This is a genomic window from Bacillus sp. MZGC1 (genome assembly GCF_002998605.1).
Taxonomy (GTDB): Bacteria; Bacillota; Bacilli; order Bacillales; family Bacillaceae; genus Bacillus.
The window spans coordinates 186,824-207,198 of record NZ_PVRE01000003.1 but is presented as its reverse complement, the minus strand read 5'-3'; the positions used below and the strand labels follow the sequence as shown (position 1 = coordinate 207,198).

Sequence of the window (20,375 nt, the reverse complement as noted above, 5' to 3'; positions counted from 1 at the left end):
ACAATGAAACGGGTGACAGCTGTTATGGGACTGATGCTTTTCTTCTGGCTGATCGCTCCGCATGCAGGTGCAGAAGAGAAAGTACCTTTATCAAATGAAGAACCAGCAGCAGAAGAAGTGGCGAATGGACAGGCTGATGCACTAGAGCTTCAATCCATCAATGACTTTTGGGAAACCATATTGGACGAGTATGGCGGCTTTCTGCCAGAAAGCCAAAAAGGCACAGTGAAGGAAATGATTGATGGCGATAAAGAGCTGTCTCCCCAAACATGGCTGAAAGCCTTTGTTCATTATCTTTTTCACGAGGTGATAGCAAACGGAAAGCTCCTAGGTACACTGATTTTACTCACCATCTTTTGTTCGCTTTTGCAGCTTTTGCAGAATGCGTTTGAGCAAAGCACCGTCAGTAAAGTCGCATACGCTCTTGTTTATATGGTGCTGATCATTATTGCACTCAACAGCTTTCATGTGGCGATTTCTTATGCAACAGAAGCCATTCAAACGATGACCAGTTTTATTCTTGCTCTTATTCCTCTTTTATTAGCACTTATTGCTTCATCAGGCGGGCTTGTCTCAGCCGGATTCTTTCATCCCGTTATTTTATTTTTGATGAATACGAGCGGCGTTTTTATTCAATATGTCGTTCTTCCCCTTATCTTTTTATCTGCGATATTGAGCATTGTCAGTACGCTGACCGAACAATACAAGGTCACCCAGCTTGCCCAGCTGTTAAGAAATGTGGCGATAGGCGGGTTAGCCGTTTTTTTAACTGTCTTTCTTGGCGTCATTTCTGTGCAAGGTGCATCTGCTGCAATTACGGATGGAATCGCTCTTCGTACAGCCAAATTTATTACCGGAAATTTCATCCCTGTCCTTGGCAGAATGTTTACAGATGCGACGGATACCGTGATCAGTGCCTCTGTGTTACTCAAAAATACGGTCGGACTTGTTGGCGTTGCCATTCTCATTTCAATTGCCGCCTTCCCGGCGATTAAAGTGCTCTCGCTAGCCCTTATATATAAGCTTGCCGCAGCCATTCTTCAGCCATTAGGAGGCGGACCGATCATCAGCTGTCTTGATGTCATTTCAAAAAGTGTTCTTTATATCTTTGCCGCACTTGCTGTCGTGTCGCTCATGTTCTTTTTAAGCATTACCGTCATTATCACTGCTGGCAACTTGACCATGATGATGAAGTAAGGAGGGGACACCTTTTGAGTTTTCTCACGGAATGGATCACAAGTATTATTCTCTTTATCTTATTTGCGATTGTCATTGATCTTCTGCTTCCCAATTCAAGCATGCAAAAGTATGCCAAAATGGTCGTCAGCCTGCTGCTGATTGTGGTGATGCTCAATCCGATCTTTGCTTTATTTCGGGCAGACCCTGACCAAATTTTTTCGGAATTGATGAAGGGGAAGGAAGAAGCACAGTCAGAAGAAATAAAAAATCAGATGAATTTAGAAAAAAAAGAAATACAAGCCTCTCAGCGTGCATATATTTTAAAGCAAATGGCTGTCCAACTAGAAAAAAGCGCAAAGGAGCCACTGGAGAAGGAGAGCTATGAAATGAAACACGTAGAAGTGCTGGCAGATGAGGAGCACCTGGATCAGAATATGGAGGCGGATCAATTTCGCATCAAAGCAGTTCTTTCCCCGCTCACAGGTGATGCTGTAGAAACGGTGGCAAAGGTGGACATTGATCTCTCCACGCAAAAGGAGGAAAGCGCTGAATCTTCTAGCAAAGAGATCACGAGGTTGAAAGAGACACTTGCTGATGTTTGGAATACGAGTCCTGAGCACATTGCGCTGAACATTGAGGGAGGTGACGCAGCAGATCATGAATAACAAGGACTGGAAACAAAAGCTGAAATCATTCTTGCAGCCGCCTGAAAAAGGTGAAGGGAAACCAAAATTAACGAAGCACCATTACTTGCTGCTTGTATTCATCATCGGCGTATCTTTCATGTTAGTCAGTCAGATCTTGTCACCGCCATCAAGCAAAGAACAGGCTGCTGTTCCTGCTTCTAAAAAAACATCCTCACAAGAGCAGGAGGTATTCAAGCCGGCATCGTCAAGTAAATCAAAGAATTCGATTGAGGATGTGGAGCAAGAATACGAAAATCAGCTGAAAGAAATTTTAGAGACCATCATTGGCGTTGAGGATGTATCGATTGTGGTCAATGTAGACGCAACTTCTTTAAAAGTGTTTGAAAAAAACAAATCCAATAAAAGCACAACGACCGAGGAAACAGATAAAGAAGGCGGCGTGCGAAGTGTCACTGATCAAACAAAAGAAGAAGAAATTGTCATCATCAAAAATGGCAATGAAGAAACACCTGTAGTGGTTCAAACGAAAAAACCAGATATTCGCGGTGTCCTCGTTGTTGCTCAAGGAGTAGACAACGTTCAAATAAAGAAAACCATCATTGAAGCGGTTACACGAGTGCTTGATGTACCGAGCCATAGAGTGGCTGTTGCCCCTAAAAAAATCAAGGAGGATTCGGAATGATGTTAAAAAAACAAACGGTTTGGCTATTAACGATGCTAAGTTTAGTTGTCGTCTTAAGTGTGTACTATATCATGTCTCCACAAGGTGAAAATGCAGTGACAGTAGAAGATATGAAATCAAAAGGAACGGAAGAGAAAAAGACTGAAACAGAAAAAGGGACGGACAAAGGAACGGAAAAAGGCACTGATGAGAAGTTCACTGACAAAGAAACAAATGGCAAACAAGAGGATATCGAAACAAGCGGTGAAGAAGGAAAGGCTGTGTCGGAGCAAACAGACGATGAGCTTTTTACAACATACAGATTAGAGCTTGAAGATAAACGAAGCAAACAGCGCGAAGAGTTCAACGAAATCGTATCCAGTGATGATGCAACAGCACAAGAAAAAAGTGAAGCGTATGATCAAATGACAGCGCTTAGTGAGGCAGAAGGGACGGAGCGTCAGCTCGAAACCTTAATTAAAACAAAAGGATATAAAGATGCGCTAGTGAGTGCTGAAGGAGATAAAGTGAGCATCACGGTTCGTTCTGACAAAAAATCAAAGTCCCAAGCGGCCGATATTATTGATATGGTCACAAAAGAAATGAGAGGTCTTGATAACGTAGCTGTCACTTTTGAGCCCTCCAATCAATAAAAAATGAACAGGCGCCCTTGCCGAAAAGGGCGTTTTTTGATGCGGTTTGGCGCCCTCTCCAAGGTGCTTTCGCGAGGCGCTTCGCCACAATAGTAGTTGAATTCATTGAAATCCTCCTGTAAGATGGTTATAGTATGTACTTTTAGTACTAGCCTATAAGAAAAAGATAAATCCATACATAGGGGTGCAAATCCATGTTAAAAATTGAAGAAATTCATGAACTGATTAAATTAATTGACGAATCTACAATTGATGAATTTACGTACGAAAACGAAGGTGCAAAAATCAAACTGAAGAAAAATAAAGAAGTCGTTCAGCAAGTTGCGGCACCAGTGGCTCCTGTCCAAGCAGCTCCAGCTCAACAAGCTCCTAAAGCACAAGCTCCAGCTCAGACCGAAGCCCCTGCACAAGAGGCAGCTGCGTCTGAAAATCTGCATAAAATCACATCCCCAATGGTTGGCACATTTTATGCTTCATCTTCACCAGAAGCAGGTCCATACGTGACAACAGGTTCTAAGGTGAAGGAAAACACAGTTGTGTGCATCGTAGAAGCGATGAAACTGTTTAATGAAATCGAAGCAGAAGTAAAAGGTGAAATCGTCGAAGTATTAGCTGAGAACGGTCAGCTTGTAGAATTCGGACAACCCCTCTTTCTAGTGAAAGCAGAGTAAGGAGTACGATCATGATTAAAAAGCTATTAATTGCAAACAGAGGAGAAATCGCAGTTAGAATTATCCGCGCTTGTAAAGAGCTTGGAATTGAAACAGTTGCGGTATTTTCTGAAGCGGATCGCGATGCGCTTCATGTTCAAATGGCTGATGAAGCATATTGCATCGGACCGACTGCTTCAAAAGATAGTTATTTAAATGTCACGAATATTGTCAGTGTAGCAAAATTAACAGGGACAGATGCCATCCATCCAGGATACGGCTTCCTTGCTGAAAATGCAGACTTTGCAGAGCTTTGCGAGGAATGCAATGTCATCTTTGTTGGTCCAACTGCGTCAGCGATTTCCAAAATGGGAACGAAAGATGTCGCAAGGGAAACAATGAAAAATGCCGGGGTTCCGATTGTTCCTGGTTCTCAAGGAATTGTAAAAGATCTTGATGATGCTGTTTCAACAGCAGCAAGTATTGGGTATCCTGTCATTATTAAAGCAACTGCCGGCGGAGGCGGTAAAGGAATCCGTGTGGCTCGTACCGAAGAAGAGCTCATTAATGGTGTTACCATCACGCAGCAGGAAGCAGCGCAAAACTTTGGTAACCCTGGCGTCTATTTAGAGAAGTTCATTGAAGACTTTAGACACGTGGAAATCCAAGTGCTTGCAGATCAGCATGGCCATACCATTCACTTAGGAGAGCGTGATTGCTCGATCCAAAGAAGAATGCAAAAGCTTCTTGAAGAAACGCCATCACCAGCGCTGAATGCAGACATCCGTGAGCAAATGGGTGAAGCAGCCGTAAAAGCAGCAGAAGCTGTTGAATACACTGGTGCTGGAACAGTCGAATTCATTTATGATTATAATGAAGAGAAATTCTACTTCATGGAAATGAATACCCGTATTCAAGTAGAGCATCCTGTAACAGAAATGGTCACAGGTGTTGACTTGATCAAAGAACAAATTAAAGTTGCATCAGGTGAAAAACTTTCTCTTACACAAGAGGATGTCGTATATGCAGGATGGGCGATCGAATGCCGTATTAATGCAGAGAACCCAGAGAAAAACTTCATGCCATCAGCTGGTGAAATTAAAATGTATCTTCCGCCAGGCGGTCTAGGAGTACGTGTTGATTCTGCCGCTTATCCGGGCTATGTGATTCCGCCATATTACGATAGTATGATTGCAAAGGTGATCACATATGGTAAGACGAGAGAAGAAGCGATTGCGAGAATGAAACGCGCGCTTCAAGAATTCGTCATTGAAGGAGTCTACACAACGATCCCATTCCATCTAAGATTGCTTGAGCATGAAACATTTGTGAGCGGTAATTTTAATACGAAGTTTTTAGAAACATACCAAATCATGAAATAATCATAGCTTTCGGAGGTGAATGATCGTGTCAGAAAACAATTTGCTTGAAATGAACCTTGATGAAGATCAATTGGGAAAAGTGCAAATTGCACCAGAAGTGATTGAGGTCATTGCTGGGATCGCCGCTTCAGAAGTCGAAGGCATTGCCGAAATGCGCGGCAATTTCGCTGCTGATGTAGCAGAACGCTTTGGTAAGAAAAATCACCGTAAAGGTGTGAAAGTAGATGTCTCTGATGAAGGCATCACAATCGATGTATACTGTGTGGTTCAATTTGGCCTATCCATTCCAAAGGTATCCACTGCTGTCCAAGAAAATATCCGTCAAACTCTTTTGAACATGACTGCCTTGACGATTAATGAAATCAATATTCATGTCGTTGGTATTCAATTTGATACTAAAGCATCTGAGGCTGAAGTAGATCAAGAAATGTAAAAAAAGAGTTCAAGTGAAACCAAGGAGGCATTGCCTCTTTGGTTTTTTAAAGCCCATTTTTGGGTCATTTCCGAATAATAATGATCTCACGCGTTGATTGATTCGTTTTTCGTCACAGCTCGCATGGATCTTGGTGCGACCATGGGCAAAATATGTTATGATCTCTGTATGGCTTAACGACAAGCGGATAAAGTGGTTAAAGGAGTAAATAATGAAAAGAAGAACTGCAAGAGAAAAGGCGCTACAAACATTATTTCAAATTGATGTGAGCAATATTGATCCGAAAGAGGCCATTACACATGCGCTGGATGAACAAGAATCAGATCCTTTTTTCGAGGAACTGGTTTTCGGTGTGCTTGAACAAAAGGACAAGCTCGATGACATGATTTCACAGCATCTAGTGAATTGGAAACTCGATCGTATTGCAAACGTAGACAGAGCCATTTTAAGGCTGTCTGTGTACGAGATGGTGTATCAAGAAGATATCCCGCTTAGTGTTTCGATGAATGAAGCGATTGAATTGGCCAAATTATTCGGTGATGATAAAGCACCGAAATTTGTAAATGGTGTACTTTCAAACATTAAAAACGACCTAAAGCAGCAATAGGAGGATTCGACATGACAGCAACAATCATCGATGGGAAAGAAACAGCAAAAGAAAAGCGTGAGCAATTAGCAAAAGAAGTAGAAGAGCTAAAACAAAAAGGTGTCACACCTGGTCTTGCCGTTATTCTAATCGGTGATGATCCGGCTTCACTTTCTTACGTGCGCGGGAAGAAGAAAGCAGCAGAAGCAATGGGGATGCATTTCCAGCTTGACCATTTAGATGCTTCTTTAACAGAAGAAGAATTGCTTCAGCTGATTGATCAGTACAATGCGAACGACCAATTCCACGGGATTCTTGTTCAGCTTCCACTGCCAAAACATATTTCTGAAAAAGCCGTTATTGAACGTATTTCACCTGAAAAAGATGTTGATGGTTTCCATCCATTGAATATCGGGAAAATGCTGCTTGGGGAGGACACATTCCTTCCATGTACACCAGCAGGCATTGTTGAATTACTAAACAAAACGGGTGTTAATCTTTCTGGAAAAGAAGTCGTTGTTGTGGGACGCAGCAATATTGTCGGTAAACCAGTAGGGCAATTGCTGTTAAACGAAAACGCAACGGTTACTTATTGCCATTCAAGAACAGTGAATATTTCAGAACATACGTTGAAAGCGGACATTTTAGTTGTTGCCGTCGGTCGAGCAAACTTTATTAAAGCTGACCAAATTAAAGAAGGCGCTATTGTTATTGATGTAGGAGTCAATCGTTTAGATAATGGGAAGCTTGTTGGAGATGTTGATTTTGAAGAGGCAAAAGAAAAAGCTTCTTATATCACACCAGTCCCTGGCGGAGTCGGTCCAATGACGATTACGATGCTTGCACACAATACGGTTAAATCAGCAAAACGTACATTAGCATAAGCTTTATCCATTCATCCACCTGCATGCTGCTGGTGGATGAATGTGCGTTTTTGAAGAGGAGGAATACGTCATGAGTGAAAAAGCCTTTGTGACGGTCACAGCCCTTACAAAATACATAAAAAGAAAATTTGATGTTGATCCGCATTTAGAAGATATTTGGATCAAAGGTGAGCTATCCAATGTAAAGATTCATTCAAGAGGACATGTGTACTTCACCTTAAAAGACGAAAACGCACGCATGCAAGCTGTCATGTTCCAGCGCTCTGCGTCTAAGCTGCCTTTCTCTCCTAAGAGCGGAATGAAGGTGTTTGTACGCGGCGGGATTCAAGTATATGAACCAAGCGGCAACTATCAATTATATGCAAAAGAAATGCAGCCTGATGGTGTTGGTGCTCTTCATCTTGCTTATGAAGAGCTGAAGAAAAAGCTGGCAAGTGAAGGCTTATTTGATGCGCGCTATAAAAAACCAATTCCTGAATATCCAGAGGTTGTTGGTGTGATTACATCTCCAACAGGAGCTGCTGTTCGAGATGTCATTACGACCATCAACCGGCGCTATCAGCAGGCGAAAATCATTGTGCTTCCGGCGCTTGTCCAAGGTGAACATGCGACCCGTTCCATCGTAGAACGGATCAAGGAAGCGAATGAAAAACAGCTCTGTGATGTCTTGATTGTCGGAAGAGGAGGCGGTTCGATTGAAGAACTTTGGGCCTTTAATGAAGAAGCTGTCGCAAGGGCCATCTTCGCATCAGACATTCCAATCATATCTGCAGTTGGGCACGAAACAGACTTTACGATCAGTGATTTCACTGCAGACATGAGAGCACCCACACCAACAGGAGCAGCCGAACTTGCTGTTCCAAGCACGACCGATTTAATTGAACGAATCAAATCAATCGATATACGGCTGACAAGAGCGGTAAAGAATCAAACCTCACAAGCGAAAGACCGTCTTGTGGCGCTGCAATCCTCGTATGCCTTCCGTTTTCCAAAACGATTACAGGAGCAAAAAGAGCAGCAATTTGATTTGGTATTTGACCGTTTTCAAAAACAGCTGACGAGACAAATTGAGCAAAAACGCAGTCAACTAGACAGACAAACATACAGGCTGAAGCCGCTTCATCCTAAAGAGCAGCTGCTTCAGGCGAAAAAACGCCACGCCAATGAATCAGAACAGCTCATCCGCAGTATGAATGTGCAAATGAAAACAATTCATTCGCAGTTCCAATCGGTTCTTGGTAAACTAAATGCATTAAATCCACTTCAAGTGATGGAAAGAGGCTACAGCTTAGCCTATAAAGAAGAAGAACTGATAAAAAGTGTGAACCAAGTAGAGACGAAGGATCAGCTGACTATCACGATGAAAGATGGACGTCTGATTTGTGAGGTTATTGAGAAGGAGGGGCAATCATCATGACAGAATCCAATAAACAAAAAGAAGAACAAATGACATTTGAAGAGGCGATGAAAGGTCTTGAGGAGATTGTGGGAAAGCTCGAGGAAGGAGATGTACCACTTGAGCAGGCCATTCATTATTTCCAAGAAGGCATGACCCTTTCGAAGCTTTGTCATGAAAAATTACAGCATGTTGAAAAGCAAATGGATTTCATTTTAAAAGAGGACGGTGAGCTGGCTCCCTTCTCAGTGAAGGAGGCAGATGCTGGTGACAAGTAATTTAAATGAATTTTTAACAACACGAAAACAGGCCATTGAAGATTATTTATTTACATATGTTCAGGAATTGACGATTCCAGAAGACCTGAAATCTTCTATGCTCTATTCTCTTAAAGCGGGCGGGAAAAGGCTTCGACCTGTTCTCGTTCTTGCTCTATTACATGCCTACGGTAAAAACGAAGAAGACGGTATACCTGTCGGCTGTGCAGTTGAGATGATTCATACGTATTCATTGATACATGACGACCTTCCTTGCATGGACGACGATGACCTTCGCAGAGGAATACCGACAAATCATAAAGTGTACGGAGAAGCAACAGCGGTTCTCGCAGGTGATGCCCTTTTAACAGAAAGCTTCCGCCTGATTACATCACAGCTGTCTAGCAGCGTCTCAGCTGACCAAAAGCTCAGAATTGTAGAGGAGCTTGTAAAGTCAGCAGGTGCACTAGGAATGGTTGGCGGTCAATTTGACGACATGGAAGCAGAGCAAAAACAAGTATCGCTTGCTGAACTAGAATCCATTCACGCCCGTAAAACAGGAAAGCTTCTTACGTTCAGCGTCGCGGCAGGTGCAATGCTGGCAGGAGCATCAGATGACGATATCGAAAAGCTAAGGGAATTCAGCTATCATATTGGCATTGCGTTTCAAATCCGTGATGACATTTTAGATCTTGAAGGAAACGAAGAAAAAATCGGCAAACGGGTCGGCTCTGATACAGCAAATGAAAAGTCGACATATCCTTCTTTATTAACGCTTTCAGGAGCAAAAGAAAAACTGCATGAGCACATCACACGTGCAAAAGAAATTGTCTCAAATCTTCAATTAGAGCAGCAATTGCTGCATGATTTATGTGATCTAATTGCCTCAAGAGATCATTAAAAACAGCCTAGATTTGAGGGTCCTCGAGCAATTGTGGTAAACTGTAAACAGTTTATTATGATGAGACAACTCTTATTCCCTATTGGTTTTCAAAGGAATAAGGCATTATAGCTGTATATAGAAATTTTGTTGAAAGCGAGTTGATCCTAATTGGATCTTTTATCAATAAAAAATCCAACGTTTCTAAAAGGAATGTCAAATGCAGAATTAGAGGAGCTTAGCGCTGACATTCGCATGTTTTTAATTGAGTCCTTAGCTAACTCTGGCGGGCATATCGGTCCGAACCTGGGAGTCGTTGAACTGACTGTTGCGCTTCATAAAGTATTTGACAGCCCAAAAGACAAATTCCTCTGGGATGTTGGACATCAGTCTTACGTTCATAAGCTGTTAACGGGAAGAGGGTCGGAGTTTGATACACTTCGTCAATATAAAGGGCTTTGCGGTTTTCCTAAACGAAATGAAAGCGAACATGACGTTTGGGAGACAGGTCACAGTTCAACCTCGTTATCTGGTGCGATGGGTATGGCGGCAGCGCGTGATATTAAAGGGACAGATGAATATATCCTGCCGATTATCGGAGACGGTGCACTAACCGGAGGGATGGCGCTGGAAGCTTTGAATCATATCGGTGATGAAAAGAAAGATATGATTGTCATATTAAACGACAATGAAATGAGTATTGCACCAAACGTTGGTGCGATTCACACAATGCTTGGCAGATTACGTACAGCAGGCAAATACCAATGGGTAAAGGACGAGCTCGAATATTTATTCAAGCGCATTCCAGCTGTAGGCGGAAAGCTTGCTGCCACAGCAGAGCGTATCAAAGACAGCCTCAAATATTTACTTGTATCTGGCATGTTTTTTGAGGAAATGGGATTTACTTACTTAGGTCCTGTAGACGGACATTCGTATGAAGATCTTTTTGAAAATCTTGAATATGCAAAGAAAACAAAAGGTCCAGTTCTTCTGCATGTCATTACGAAAAAAGGAAAAGGCTATCAACCGGCAGAATCCGATAAAATCGGGACTTGGCACGGTACTGGTCCATACAAAATCGATACCGGTGATTTTGTAAAACCGGCAGCAGCAGCTCCGTCTTGGAGTGGTCTCGTCAGTGAAACGGTCAGAAAGCTGGCGCGGGAAGATGAGCGGATTGTTGCGATCACGCCTGCGATGCCTGTTGGTTCAAAGCTTGAAGGCTTTGCGAAGGAATTTCCAGAGCGGATGTTTGATGTAGGAATTGCCGAACAGCATGCAGCCACAATGGCAGCTGGGCTTGCGACGCAGGACATGAAGCCATTTTTAGCGATTTATTCAACGTTCCTGCAAAGAGCCTATGACCAAGTGCTGCACGATATTTGCCGTCAGAACCTCAACGTATTTATTGGCATTGATCGTGCGGGACTTGTCGGTGCAGATGGAGAAACCCATCAAGGTGTGTTTGATATTGCTTTTATGCGTCATATGCCGAATATGGTACTTATGATGCCAAAAGATGAAAATGAAGGACAGCACATGGTCAATACAGCCATTCAGTACGATGACGGTCCTATTGCTATGCGTTTCCCGCGCGGTAATGGGCTGGGTGTCAAAATGGATGAACAGCTGAAAACCATTCCGATTGGGTCCTGGGAGGTTCTTCGTCCAGGGAAGGACGCTGTCATTTTAACATTTGGTACTACGATTAAAATGGCGCTTCAAGCAGCAGAAGAACTTCAAAAAGAAGGGAAATCAATTCGTGTCGTCAATGCTCGTTTTATTAAGCCTCTTGATGAAGCGATGTTAAATGACATTCTTTCTGAAGGTATTCCGATTTTAACGATTGAAGAAGCTGTGCTCCAAGGCGGATTTGGCAGCAGCGTCTTAGAATATATACACGATAAGAAAGCATCTCATATCAAAGTAGAGCGTATGGGCATTCCAGATGAATTTATTGAGCATGGAAGTGTTGATGCCCTGCTTGAAGAAATTGGTCTGACGAAAGCACACGTTGCTGACTCTTTACGTGACCTGCTTCCCGCAGCACCAAGAAAAGGAATTGGATCATGACATCAAAGAAAGAACGACTTGACGTTTTATTAGTCGAACAAGGACTAATGGAAACGAGAGAGAAAGCAAAGCGTGCCATCATGGCAGGGATCGTTTACTCAAATGAAAACCGTTTGGATAAACCAGGAGAGAAAATCGCTCGTGATACTCCGCTCACTGTGAAGGGGAACCCTCTGAAATATGTGAGCCGCGGCGGGTTAAAGCTCGAAAAAGCACTCAAAGAATTCGACTTAACCGTTGAAGGGAAATTGCTAATCGATATTGGTTCATCAACAGGCGGATTTACAGATTGTGCTCTTCAAAATGGAGCGGTCAAATCATATGCTGTTGATGTTGGCTACAATCAGCTTGCGTGGAAATTAAGGCAGGATGACAGGGTAATCGTCATGGAGCGCACCAATTTCCGTCACTCCGTCCCAGCAGATTTTACTGAAGGGTTGCCAGAAGTAGCATCAATTGATGTCTCTTTTATTTCACTTAAACTCATCCTGCCGGCTTTAAAGCACATTCTTGTCCCAGGCGGAGACTGTATTGCACTCGTCAAGCCTCAATTTGAAGCAGGCAGAGAGCTTGTTGGGAAAAAAGGCATTGTGCGAGATCCGTCCGTCCACCTCGGTGTACTGGAAGAGATGAATCAGTTTGCTGCAAAAGAAGGCTATGATGTAAAGGATGTATCATTTTCGCCTATTACTGGTGGAGACGGGAATATTGAGTTCCTTCTTCATTTAGTGCTTCATTCCGATCAAGAAGAGAATGCGGCACTTCCGGCTTCAGAGCTTGAAAAGGTCGTCAAGGAAGCCCATTCTGTATTGAAAGAAAAGAAAAACAGCCCTGAGCCGGCTGACACATGAGATCATCGAAACAAAAGGAATAATAGCTCGCTATTATTCCTTTTTACATGGTCAAAAGACGAGAATTGACCGATTCTCACGTAATGCTTGTTTTTTGAACTGTGGTTCATATAACATAGAACGTAAAGACAAACTGAGATCAAACGCCTAGGGGGGTCAAACATGAATAAAGGTCAAAGGCATATTAAGATTAGGGAAATCATTGCGGGCCAAGAGATTGAAACACAGGATGAACTAGTCGATATTTTAAAAGCCGATGGATATAACATCACACAAGCGACCGTTTCAAGAGATATTAAAGAATTACATTTAGTGAAAGTGCCGACGAACAATGGAACATATAAATACAGTCTTCCTGCGGATCAGCGGTTTAACCCGCTGTCTAAACTGAAGCGATCCTTAATGGATGCATTTATCAAAATGGATGCTGCCAGTCATTTAATCGTCCTCAAAACCATGCCCGGTAATGCTCAGGCCATTGGGGCTTTAATGGATAATTTAGATTGGGAAGAAATCATGGGAACCATTTGCGGAGATGATACCATTTTGATCATTTGCCGCACACCAGATGATACGGAGACAGTTTCGAGCAAAATTTTAGAGCTTCTATAAAGAATCAGGTTTACAAAAAGAGGTGTCAAATGAGTGTTAGCAGAACTAACCATTAAAAACTTTGCAATCATTGAAGAGTTAACGGTTTCGTTTGAAAAAGGACTCACAGTCCTAACAGGGGAAACAGGTGCTGGAAAATCCATCATGATTGACGCAGTCTCACTTCTTGTAGGAGGGAGAGGGTCGTCTGAATTTGTTCGTTATGGTGAAAAAAAGGCAGAGCTGGAGGGGCTTTTTCTTGTGCCAGCCGATCACCCTGTATTTGCTTTATGCGAAGAGCAGGGAATTGACGCATCGGATGAAATGATGATTCTTCGCCGTGATATTAACAATAACGGAAAAAGCATCTGCCGCATCAATGGCAAACTTGTCACGATCTCACTTTTACGCGAGGTAGGACGCCTTTTGCTCGATATACATGGGCAGCACGATAACCAGTTATTGATGGAGGATGAAAATCATCTGCATTTGCTCGATCAATTTGGAGCAGAAGAAATTGCACCTGCTTTGTCACAATATCAAGAAGCATATGAGCAATATACAAAGACAGCCCAAAAGCTAAAACAGCTCTCTGAGAATGAGCAAGAGATGGTGCACCGGTTAGATTTACTGCAATTTCAGCTAGAGGAGATTGAAGCGGCACAATTAGAGCCGGGAGAAGATGAGAAGCTTCAAGAAGAGCGCCATCAGATCAGCAACTACGAAAAAATCTTTTCCTCACTTCAAAACGCATATAATGCCTTGCGCAATGAGCAGGGAGGACTTGATTGGGTTGGCATGTCATCAAGCGAGCTCGAGCAGGTTTCTGAGATCAACGACGATCTGAAAAAGCTATCCGAACAAGTGTCGAACTCCTATTACTTATTAGAGGATTCGACGTTCCAAATGCGAAGCATGTTGGATCAATTAGAGTTCGACCCAGCACGTCTTGATTTTATTGAATCTAGGCTGAATGAAATGAAGCAGTTAAAACGAAAATATGGGACAACGGTTGAGGAAATTTTGGAGTATGCGGCGAAGATAGAAGAAGAAATAGATCAAATTCAAAATCGAGACAGCCACCTGCAGACGCTTAAAAACAAACTGGATGCAATGAGCCGTGATGCCCTGCTTGAAGCACTTAACGTTTCAGAGCTTCGTAAAAAATGGGCGAAAAAACTAGCGAAGCAAATTCAAACAGAACTAAAAGATTTGTATATGGAGAAGTCAACGTTTGATACATCCTTTTCCATTCGGTATGCGCCTTTTAGCAGCACGGATAATCCGCTGCTAGATGGAAAGCCCGTCCAGCTTGGAAAAAACGGAATCGACCAAGCTCAATTTGTGATCTCTACTAATCCTGGCGAACCGATGAAATCTTTATCAAAAGTTGCCTCGGGTGGAGAAATTTCACGTGTCATGCTCGCCGTGAAAAGTATTTTCTCAGCCAAACAAGAAGTCACGTCCATTATTTTCGATGAGGTGGATACGGGCGTAAGCGGCAGAGTGGCACAGGCGATTGCCGAAAAAATTTACAAAGTGGCGGCTGGCTCACAAGTGCTCTGCATTACGCACCTCCCGCAAGTAGCAGCAATGGCTGACACGCATCTCTTCATTTCTAAACGCTCTAAAGCCGGCAGAACACTGACAAGCGTCAAACCATTAAGTCATGAAGAAAAAGTGAGTGAAATTGGCAGGATGATTGCGGGTGTGGAAGTCACTGAGCTGACAAAACAGCACGCAAAAGAATTGCTTCATCAAGCAAATGATGTCAAAACAACAGGGTAGCTGAAAAATCAGCTGCCTTTTTTATATTGTGTCAAAATCGCTGTATATACCCGTGAAATCGTCTTTTTCTTTTATCAATTTATCCAATCATTTTCTATAGGTGCCGGTTATAAATCCTAGCGAAGAAGGCAAAAGTAAAGATGTAGCCAAAACATGAGTGTTCTGGTGTGGGTAAGGAGCGAGGAGAGTGAAAAATGAATGCCCGAAAAGATGAGAAAAGCCATTGGTGTGATTCTCCTTGTTTCTTTAATAAGTACAGGGTTTATGAGCATAGTGAAGGAATACATCAGCATTCCAACAAATGTTGCTGTATTTGAAAAACAGAAGCACTCAATTGACACATCAATAGAAGCGTCAGCCAATGCTTCTTCACAAGCCTTTAGTCTTTCAGAGAAAAAGAATCAGCTTGAAGTGACAGGACAAAAGGCGGGAAAAGCCGAAATTGTTTATGATTTTAAAGGATTTCCTATTAAGAAAACAAAAGTCGACGTTCTCCCTGAATTAAAAGTAGTTCCTGGAGGACAATCCATTGGCGTCAAGCTCCACTCTGTAGGAGTTCTCGTTGTAGGTTTTCATCAAATCACAACAGCAGACGGCAAAAAATCACCAGGCGAAGCCGCAGGCATTCAATCAGGGGATATGATCATTGAAATCAATGGTCAAAAGATGGAGAAAATGAATGACCTCACCCCATTTATCCAGAAAGCAGGAAAAACAGGTGAAACGCTTCGTTTACTCATAAAAAGAGACCATAAAACCTTTCAAACAACATTAACACCCGCAAAAGATGCAAGTGAAGGCACCTATCGAATTGGTCTTTACATTCGAGATTCCGCAGCAGGAATCGGCACGATGACCTTCTTTGAACCATCTTCTAAAAAATATGGTGCCCTTGGGCATGTGATTTCTGACATGGATACAAAAAAACCAATCGTTGTCAACAATGGTGAAATTGTCAGATCAACCGTGACATCAATTGAAAAAGGCACAGGAGGCAACCCTGGAGAAAAATTGGCGAGATTCTCTTCCGAACGAAAAACGATAGGGGATATCTCCCGCAACAGCCCATTTGGTATCTTTGGTACGTTAACCGAAAAGCTTGAAAATCATGTATCAGACAAACCGCTTCCAGTCGCTTTATCAAATGAAGTAAAAGAAGGTCCAGCAGAAATTTTAACCGTTGTGGATCATGATAAAGTGGAGAAGTTTGATATTAAAATCGTCAGCACGACACCGCAGAAATTCCCGGCAACAAAAGGGATGGTATTGAAGATAACAGATGAACGTCTTTTAAGTAAAACGGGCGGTATCGTCCAAGGCATGAGCGGAAGCCCCATCATCCAAAACGGAAAGGTCATTGGAGCGGTCACACACGTATTTGTCAATGATCCGACAAGCGGGTACGGCGTACACATTGAATGGATGCTGTCAGAAGCAGGAATCGATCTTTATCAAAAAAACAAAAAAGCAAGCTGATCATCAAACTGCCGCGAATCTCCCGGCAGTTTTTTTCTCCCCTTTCTTTCTCTGCCATCATGTTATAAAATAAGGAAAAAGAGATTTTTCGACAAAATGGAAAATAGTATGTTGTCAAATTGCAATAATCGTCGATTCGTTAAGAAAAACGTAGAAAAAGCTAGATAATGCTCTATTATTCGGAAAATTAAAGTTTTTTAAAGGGGATAGCATGGTTTTGTCGAATTGAACACTCAGAAGAGAAATGCAAAAGACTAAAGGAATCGACATTGGGGAGGAAAGAACGTGGAGAAAATTAAAGTGTGTGTAGCTGATGACAATCGAGAGCTTGTTGGCCTTTTGACAGAGTATATTGAGGGACAGGAAGATATGGAAGTACTTGGCGTGGCGTATAATGGTCAGGAATGTCTGACATTATTTAAAGATAAAGAGCCCGACGTTCTCCTCTTAGATATTATCATGCCTCATTTAGACGGTCTTGCTGTACTGGAACGCCTCCGTGAAAACAATGACATGACCAAACAGCCAAGTGTGATTATGCTAACGGCGTTTGGACAAGAAGATGTCACGAAAAAAGCAGTTGATTTGGGCGCATCCTATTTCATCTTAAAGCCATTTGATATGGAAAACCTAGTCGGTCATATTCGTCAAGTCAGTGGAAACGGCACACAAGTCACACATCGATCTTCATCTATCCAAAACAGTGTCCTTCGGAACAAACCTGAACCGAAACGTAAAAACTTAGATGCGAGCATTACGACGATTATTCATGAGATTGGCGTACCCGCTCATATTAAAGGATATTTATACTTAAGAGAAGCGATTTCGATGGTGTACAATGACATTGAGCTTCTCGGAAGCATCACAAAAGTGTTGTACCCAGACATCGCGAAGAAATTTAACACGACTGCCAGCAGGGTAGAACGAGCGATTCGTCATGCGATTGAAGTTGCTTGGAGCAGAGGAAACATCGATTCCATTTCCTCACTCTTTGGTTATACAGTCAGCATGTCTAAAGCGAAACCAACCAATTCTGAATTTATTGCTATGGTGGCTGATCGTCTGCGCTTAGAGCATAGAGCTAGCTAGTTCATTCTCTTAAAAAAACGTTTCTGCAAAGAGGCGTTTTTTTATTTCGAAAAATATTGTTAAAAATTGGTTGTATTGATACAATCATCTTATTGTTTCATTTGGACAACTCGGCTTGCTTTATTTTCGGAATAAAATGAAAAATAAAGCATGAAAGAAATGGGTATGTCATAAATTAGTGGTAATCAGCTACGCCAATCAATTGTTTGGTCTTCAAATAGAAGAAGAAAAAGCTCATTCGTAAGGAAAAGGATGAGAGGAAAAGGTCTGATGGATTTGGTAAATAAAGCAAATAAGATCGAAAGTTCTATTTCTATTGACCTGATTGGTTGGCGTTTTAAAGTCACTGGCTTCTTAGAGATTGTGCCATTTGAACTGAATATTCCCATTGTCGAATTTAATAATTTTCACATTCTTTTACTATGCTATAATAATGAGAAGAAGAGGGTGAGGTTATGGGAAAGCTGAAAATCCACTCTGCTGAGGTAGCGAACGAAATTAGCAAGTGGACGAGGGTCATTTCTCAGAATGACCTAGAAAAATCTGCTGTCTATAAAGAGAAAATTCAGAATTTGCTAAAAAATACAGATGAAGACCGTGAAGTTCTCCTTTATTATCAGCTTGTTAATGGCAGACATGAAATGTTACTTGGAAATATTGAAAAAGCCAATCACATTATGAAGAGTGTCGGAACGCTCGATGAGAAAGCAGATGACATTATTAATTTTTATTTTTACTTTTACAAAGGCCAATATGCTGCATATGTGAAAAAGTATGATGAAGCCATCAGTTTTTACAAAATTGCAGAACAGCGCCTAAAACGTGTGAATGAAGACCTGGAAGTAGGAACTTTTCACCATAAGGTTGCTTCAATCTATTACGAACTGAAACAAAATTTCATATCCATTAATCATATTAAAAAAGCCATCGATACGTTCAAAGCGCATGAAGAGTATACAGCGCAGGCGATTGACAGTTTGATTTTACATGCAAGTAATTGTATTGATTTGTTTCAATTTGAAGAAGCAGAAGAAAAATACCAAGAAGCACTTGAGAAAAGTAAACGCATTAACAATGAAGTGCTGATTGGGAAATGCTATCACAATTTAGCCGTTCTTTATTATGCGAAGCCTGATTATGAAAAAAGCGCACAATATGCCAAAAAAGGGATGGGCATTCAAATTCACCGTGACAATAGCCATTATTACATCCAATCTTTATATGTTCTGGCAAATGCCTTGGTTCATCTAGGAGATCAAGAGGCGAAGGAATATATTAAAGAGGGTATTCAGTATAGCTGCGATATCCAAAATAATGAATATATAGTAAAATTTGAAATTTTGGATTTGATGTGCGAAAATAGTGGAGCAGCAGACGTATTCTCTGAAAAATTAGACTACATAGAAAAAAATAGATTATATGTGGAGCTTGAGGATTTGTCTGAACAAATATCGAAATACTTCAAGGAACGAAATGACTATCAAAACGCCATTCGTTTTCTTGAAAAGAAATTCGATGCACAAATACTTCAAAAGAAAGTGGAGGTTATCTTATGAAAAAGTTGTTGTTAGGTGTAACCGTCGTTACAGCAGTCGCAGTTGTTTCTTCCCTTTTTGCTCTTGACGCAGAGACGACAGAGCAAGCCATCAGAGCGATTACGTGATCGAATTTACCTGTGAGCCTCTTCGTACTAATCAGAAGAGGTTTTTTTATGTGCTCAAACTGGAAAAATGAAAAGAGACACGTCATAATGAAAGGAAGCATCATACTTAGAGGTGACCTATGACGAAAATTTTTGCACACAGAGGTTTTAAAGGAATCTACCCTGAAAATACCATGATAGCCTTTGAGCATGCACTCCATTCTGGAGCTGACGGAATTGAGCTCGATGTTCAGCTGACGAAAGATGGCAAGCTTGCTGTCATTCACGATGAGAAGCTGAACAGAACAACGAATATGAAGGGCTTAGTGAAAGACCATACATATGAAGAGTTAAAAGCAGGAGATGCGAGTCATTCTTTCTATGAAGAAACCGGTGCTGTATCCATTCCTCTTTTAGAGGAAGTATTGGAGTTAGTGACGCAGCAACCATCACTCATCATCAATATTGAACTGAAAAATTCCATTTATCGATATCCTGGTATTGAAGAGAAAGTAAAGGAGCAAATTGAACACTTTCAAATAGAAGATCGTGTACTTGTCTCATCGTTTCATCATGGGAGTTTAGCTCTTTTTCACAAGCTGATGCCGCATGTTGAGCTTGCTGTTCTCACAATGGATGTGATTCATCAGCCGGAGATGTACTTGAAAACAGTACCTGCAAGAGGTTATCATCCGAATATAAAGGGCGCAGGGGTGACAAAAGAAGTCGTGTCGGCTCTCCGTGCCGCTCAGCAAGTGATCAGGCCATTTACGGTAAACAGTGAAAAGCAGATGAAAAGCATGTTTTCCTTAGGTGTCGATGGAATTTTCACTGATTTTCCTGACAGAGCCGTCAAAATAAGAGAAGAAATGAAATAAAGACCTGCTATCAGAAGCGGGTCTTTTTTCATGTCTATCTCTGCTTAAAGCGGGTGGTCACTTTATTGCGTTTGCGGTCTCTATATAAAATAAAGCCAGCGACTACATAAAGACCTCCTCCTAAAAATAACAACCCTGCAATTCCTTGCAGCCATAAAAATGGAAATGGTGCAATGATGATGCCGAAAACCGTGTCACGCAGCAGCTTAATCCCAAGTGCAGCAAGCGCGCCAGGTATTAAAATAATCACTAATGCAAGTATTCTCCCCATCAAATGTCCCCTTAAACGTCATTTACTTCCATTGTCTAATTCAAAAAATATTTTGTCAAGAAAGGAAAACGTGGTAATATAAGAGTTGTGCAATTTTTTGCAACGGAA

21 protein-coding genes are annotated in these 20,375 nt (G+C 41.7%); 20 read left to right on the top strand and 1 reads right to left on the bottom strand.

Translation table 11 applies throughout. From position 1 onward, the window contains the following. The first annotated feature begins 3 nt into the window (after positions 1 to 3). From spoIIIAE to C6Y06_RS10340, 20 genes are all read left to right on the top strand, one after another. Positions 4 to 1,197, top strand: coding sequence for a stage III sporulation protein AE (spoIIIAE, locus tag C6Y06_RS10440; protein WP_034661263.1), 1,194 nt, complete (start codon positions 4 to 6; stop codon positions 1,195 to 1,197). A 14-nt stretch (positions 1,198 to 1,211) separates the two neighbouring features. After that, complete coding sequence (gene spoIIIAF / locus C6Y06_RS10435; RefSeq protein WP_060596824.1) at positions 1,212 to 1,844, top strand: stage III sporulation protein AF; 633 nt, start codon at positions 1,212 to 1,214, stop codon at positions 1,842 to 1,844. Then, the gene (spoIIIAG, locus tag C6Y06_RS10430) at positions 1,837 to 2,508 is read left to right on the top strand and encodes a stage III sporulation protein AG (RefSeq protein ID WP_034661260.1); all 672 of its coding nucleotides are present in this window, start codon (positions 1,837 to 1,839) and stop codon (positions 2,506 to 2,508) included. Before spoIIIAF ends, spoIIIAG begins: the two co-directional genes overlap by 8 nt. Beyond that, the gene (locus C6Y06_RS10425) at positions 2,508 to 3,140 is read left to right on the top strand and encodes a SpoIIIAH-like family protein (protein ID WP_189288360.1); all 633 of its coding nucleotides are present in this window, start codon (positions 2,508 to 2,510) and stop codon (positions 3,138 to 3,140) included. The genes spoIIIAG and C6Y06_RS10425 overlap by 1 nt, the downstream gene beginning before the upstream one ends. A gap of 194 nt (positions 3,141 to 3,334) precedes the next feature. Further along, a complete protein-coding gene (accB, locus tag C6Y06_RS10420; RefSeq protein WP_034661259.1) occupies positions 3,335 to 3,811 on the top strand; it encodes an acetyl-CoA carboxylase biotin carboxyl carrier protein in 477 nt (158 codons plus the stop codon). A gap of 11 nt (positions 3,812 to 3,822) precedes the next feature. Further along, complete coding sequence (gene accC / locus C6Y06_RS10415; protein ID WP_066030675.1) at positions 3,823 to 5,172, top strand: acetyl-CoA carboxylase biotin carboxylase subunit; 1,350 nt, start codon at positions 3,823 to 3,825, stop codon at positions 5,170 to 5,172. Between the two features lie 25 nt (positions 5,173 to 5,197). Then, complete coding sequence (locus C6Y06_RS10410) at positions 5,198 to 5,605, top strand: Asp23/Gls24 family envelope stress response protein (RefSeq protein WP_034661256.1); 408 nt, start codon at positions 5,198 to 5,200, stop codon at positions 5,603 to 5,605. A gap of 211 nt (positions 5,606 to 5,816) precedes the next feature. Beyond that, positions 5,817 to 6,212, top strand: coding sequence for a transcription antitermination factor NusB (gene nusB, locus C6Y06_RS10405; RefSeq protein WP_034661255.1), 396 nt, complete (start codon positions 5,817 to 5,819; stop codon positions 6,210 to 6,212). Between the two features lie 11 nt (positions 6,213 to 6,223). After that, positions 6,224 to 7,075 (top strand): bifunctional methylenetetrahydrofolate dehydrogenase/methenyltetrahydrofolate cyclohydrolase FolD, encoded by an 852-nt coding sequence (folD, locus tag C6Y06_RS10400; protein WP_106031010.1) that lies wholly within the window; start codon positions 6,224 to 6,226, stop codon positions 7,073 to 7,075. Positions 7,076 to 7,145: 70 nt separating this feature from the next. After that, on the top strand, positions 7,146 to 8,492 hold the full coding sequence (gene xseA / locus C6Y06_RS10395) for an exodeoxyribonuclease VII large subunit (RefSeq protein WP_106031011.1): 1,347 nt from the start codon (positions 7,146 to 7,148) through the stop codon (positions 8,490 to 8,492). After that, positions 8,489 to 8,749 (top strand): exodeoxyribonuclease VII small subunit, encoded by a 261-nt coding sequence (locus tag C6Y06_RS10390; RefSeq protein WP_003215880.1) that lies wholly within the window; start codon positions 8,489 to 8,491, stop codon positions 8,747 to 8,749. Before xseA ends, C6Y06_RS10390 begins: the two co-directional genes overlap by 4 nt. Next, positions 8,733 to 9,629 carry a polyprenyl synthetase family protein gene (locus C6Y06_RS10385; protein WP_189288356.1) on the top strand — a complete coding sequence of 299 codons (897 nt, stop codon included), beginning with the start codon at positions 8,733 to 8,735 and terminating at the stop codon, positions 9,627 to 9,629. The genes C6Y06_RS10390 and C6Y06_RS10385 overlap by 17 nt, the downstream gene beginning before the upstream one ends. Before the next feature lie 150 nt (positions 9,630 to 9,779). Then, the gene (gene dxs / locus C6Y06_RS10380; RefSeq protein WP_060596820.1) at positions 9,780 to 11,681 is read left to right on the top strand and encodes a 1-deoxy-D-xylulose-5-phosphate synthase; all 1,902 of its coding nucleotides are present in this window, start codon (positions 9,780 to 9,782) and stop codon (positions 11,679 to 11,681) included. Further along, complete coding sequence (locus C6Y06_RS10375; RefSeq protein ID WP_060596819.1) at positions 11,678 to 12,532, top strand: TlyA family RNA methyltransferase; 855 nt, start codon at positions 11,678 to 11,680, stop codon at positions 12,530 to 12,532. The genes dxs and C6Y06_RS10375 overlap by 4 nt, the downstream gene beginning before the upstream one ends. 162 nt (positions 12,533 to 12,694) lie before the next feature. Beyond that, positions 12,695 to 13,144: a transcriptional regulator AhrC/ArgR gene (gene ahrC / locus C6Y06_RS10370; RefSeq protein WP_034661246.1), complete on the top strand. Its 450-nt coding sequence runs from the start codon at positions 12,695 to 12,697 to the stop codon at positions 13,142 to 13,144. A 33-nt stretch (positions 13,145 to 13,177) separates the two neighbouring features. Beyond that, complete coding sequence (gene recN / locus C6Y06_RS10365) at positions 13,178 to 14,911, top strand: DNA repair protein RecN (protein WP_060596818.1); 1,734 nt, start codon at positions 13,178 to 13,180, stop codon at positions 14,909 to 14,911. 198 nt (positions 14,912 to 15,109) lie between these two features. Next, positions 15,110 to 16,387 (top strand): SpoIVB peptidase, encoded by a 1,278-nt coding sequence (spoIVB, locus tag C6Y06_RS10360; RefSeq protein ID WP_034661244.1) that lies wholly within the window; start codon positions 15,110 to 15,112, stop codon positions 16,385 to 16,387. 285 nt (positions 16,388 to 16,672) lie between these two features. Beyond that, complete coding sequence (gene spo0A / locus C6Y06_RS10355; protein ID WP_012010520.1) at positions 16,673 to 17,476, top strand: sporulation transcription factor Spo0A; 804 nt, start codon at positions 16,673 to 16,675, stop codon at positions 17,474 to 17,476. Between the two features lie 455 nt (positions 17,477 to 17,931). Beyond that, the gene (locus tag C6Y06_RS10345) at positions 17,932 to 19,032 is read left to right on the top strand and encodes a Rap family tetratricopeptide repeat protein (RefSeq protein WP_066030680.1); all 1,101 of its coding nucleotides are present in this window, start codon (positions 17,932 to 17,934) and stop codon (positions 19,030 to 19,032) included. Between the two features lie 226 nt (positions 19,033 to 19,258). Further along, on the top strand, positions 19,259 to 19,996 hold the full coding sequence (locus tag C6Y06_RS10340) for a glycerophosphodiester phosphodiesterase (RefSeq protein ID WP_060596816.1): 738 nt from the start codon (positions 19,259 to 19,261) through the stop codon (positions 19,994 to 19,996). Positions 19,997 to 20,030: 34 nt separating this feature from the next. Here C6Y06_RS10340 and C6Y06_RS10335 read toward each other — a convergent pair whose 3' ends face one another. After that, positions 20,031 to 20,267, bottom strand: coding sequence for a DUF2627 domain-containing protein (locus tag C6Y06_RS10335; RefSeq protein ID WP_034661240.1), 237 nt, complete (start codon positions 20,265 to 20,267; stop codon positions 20,031 to 20,033). Between the last annotated feature and the right edge of the window lie 108 nt (positions 20,268 to 20,375).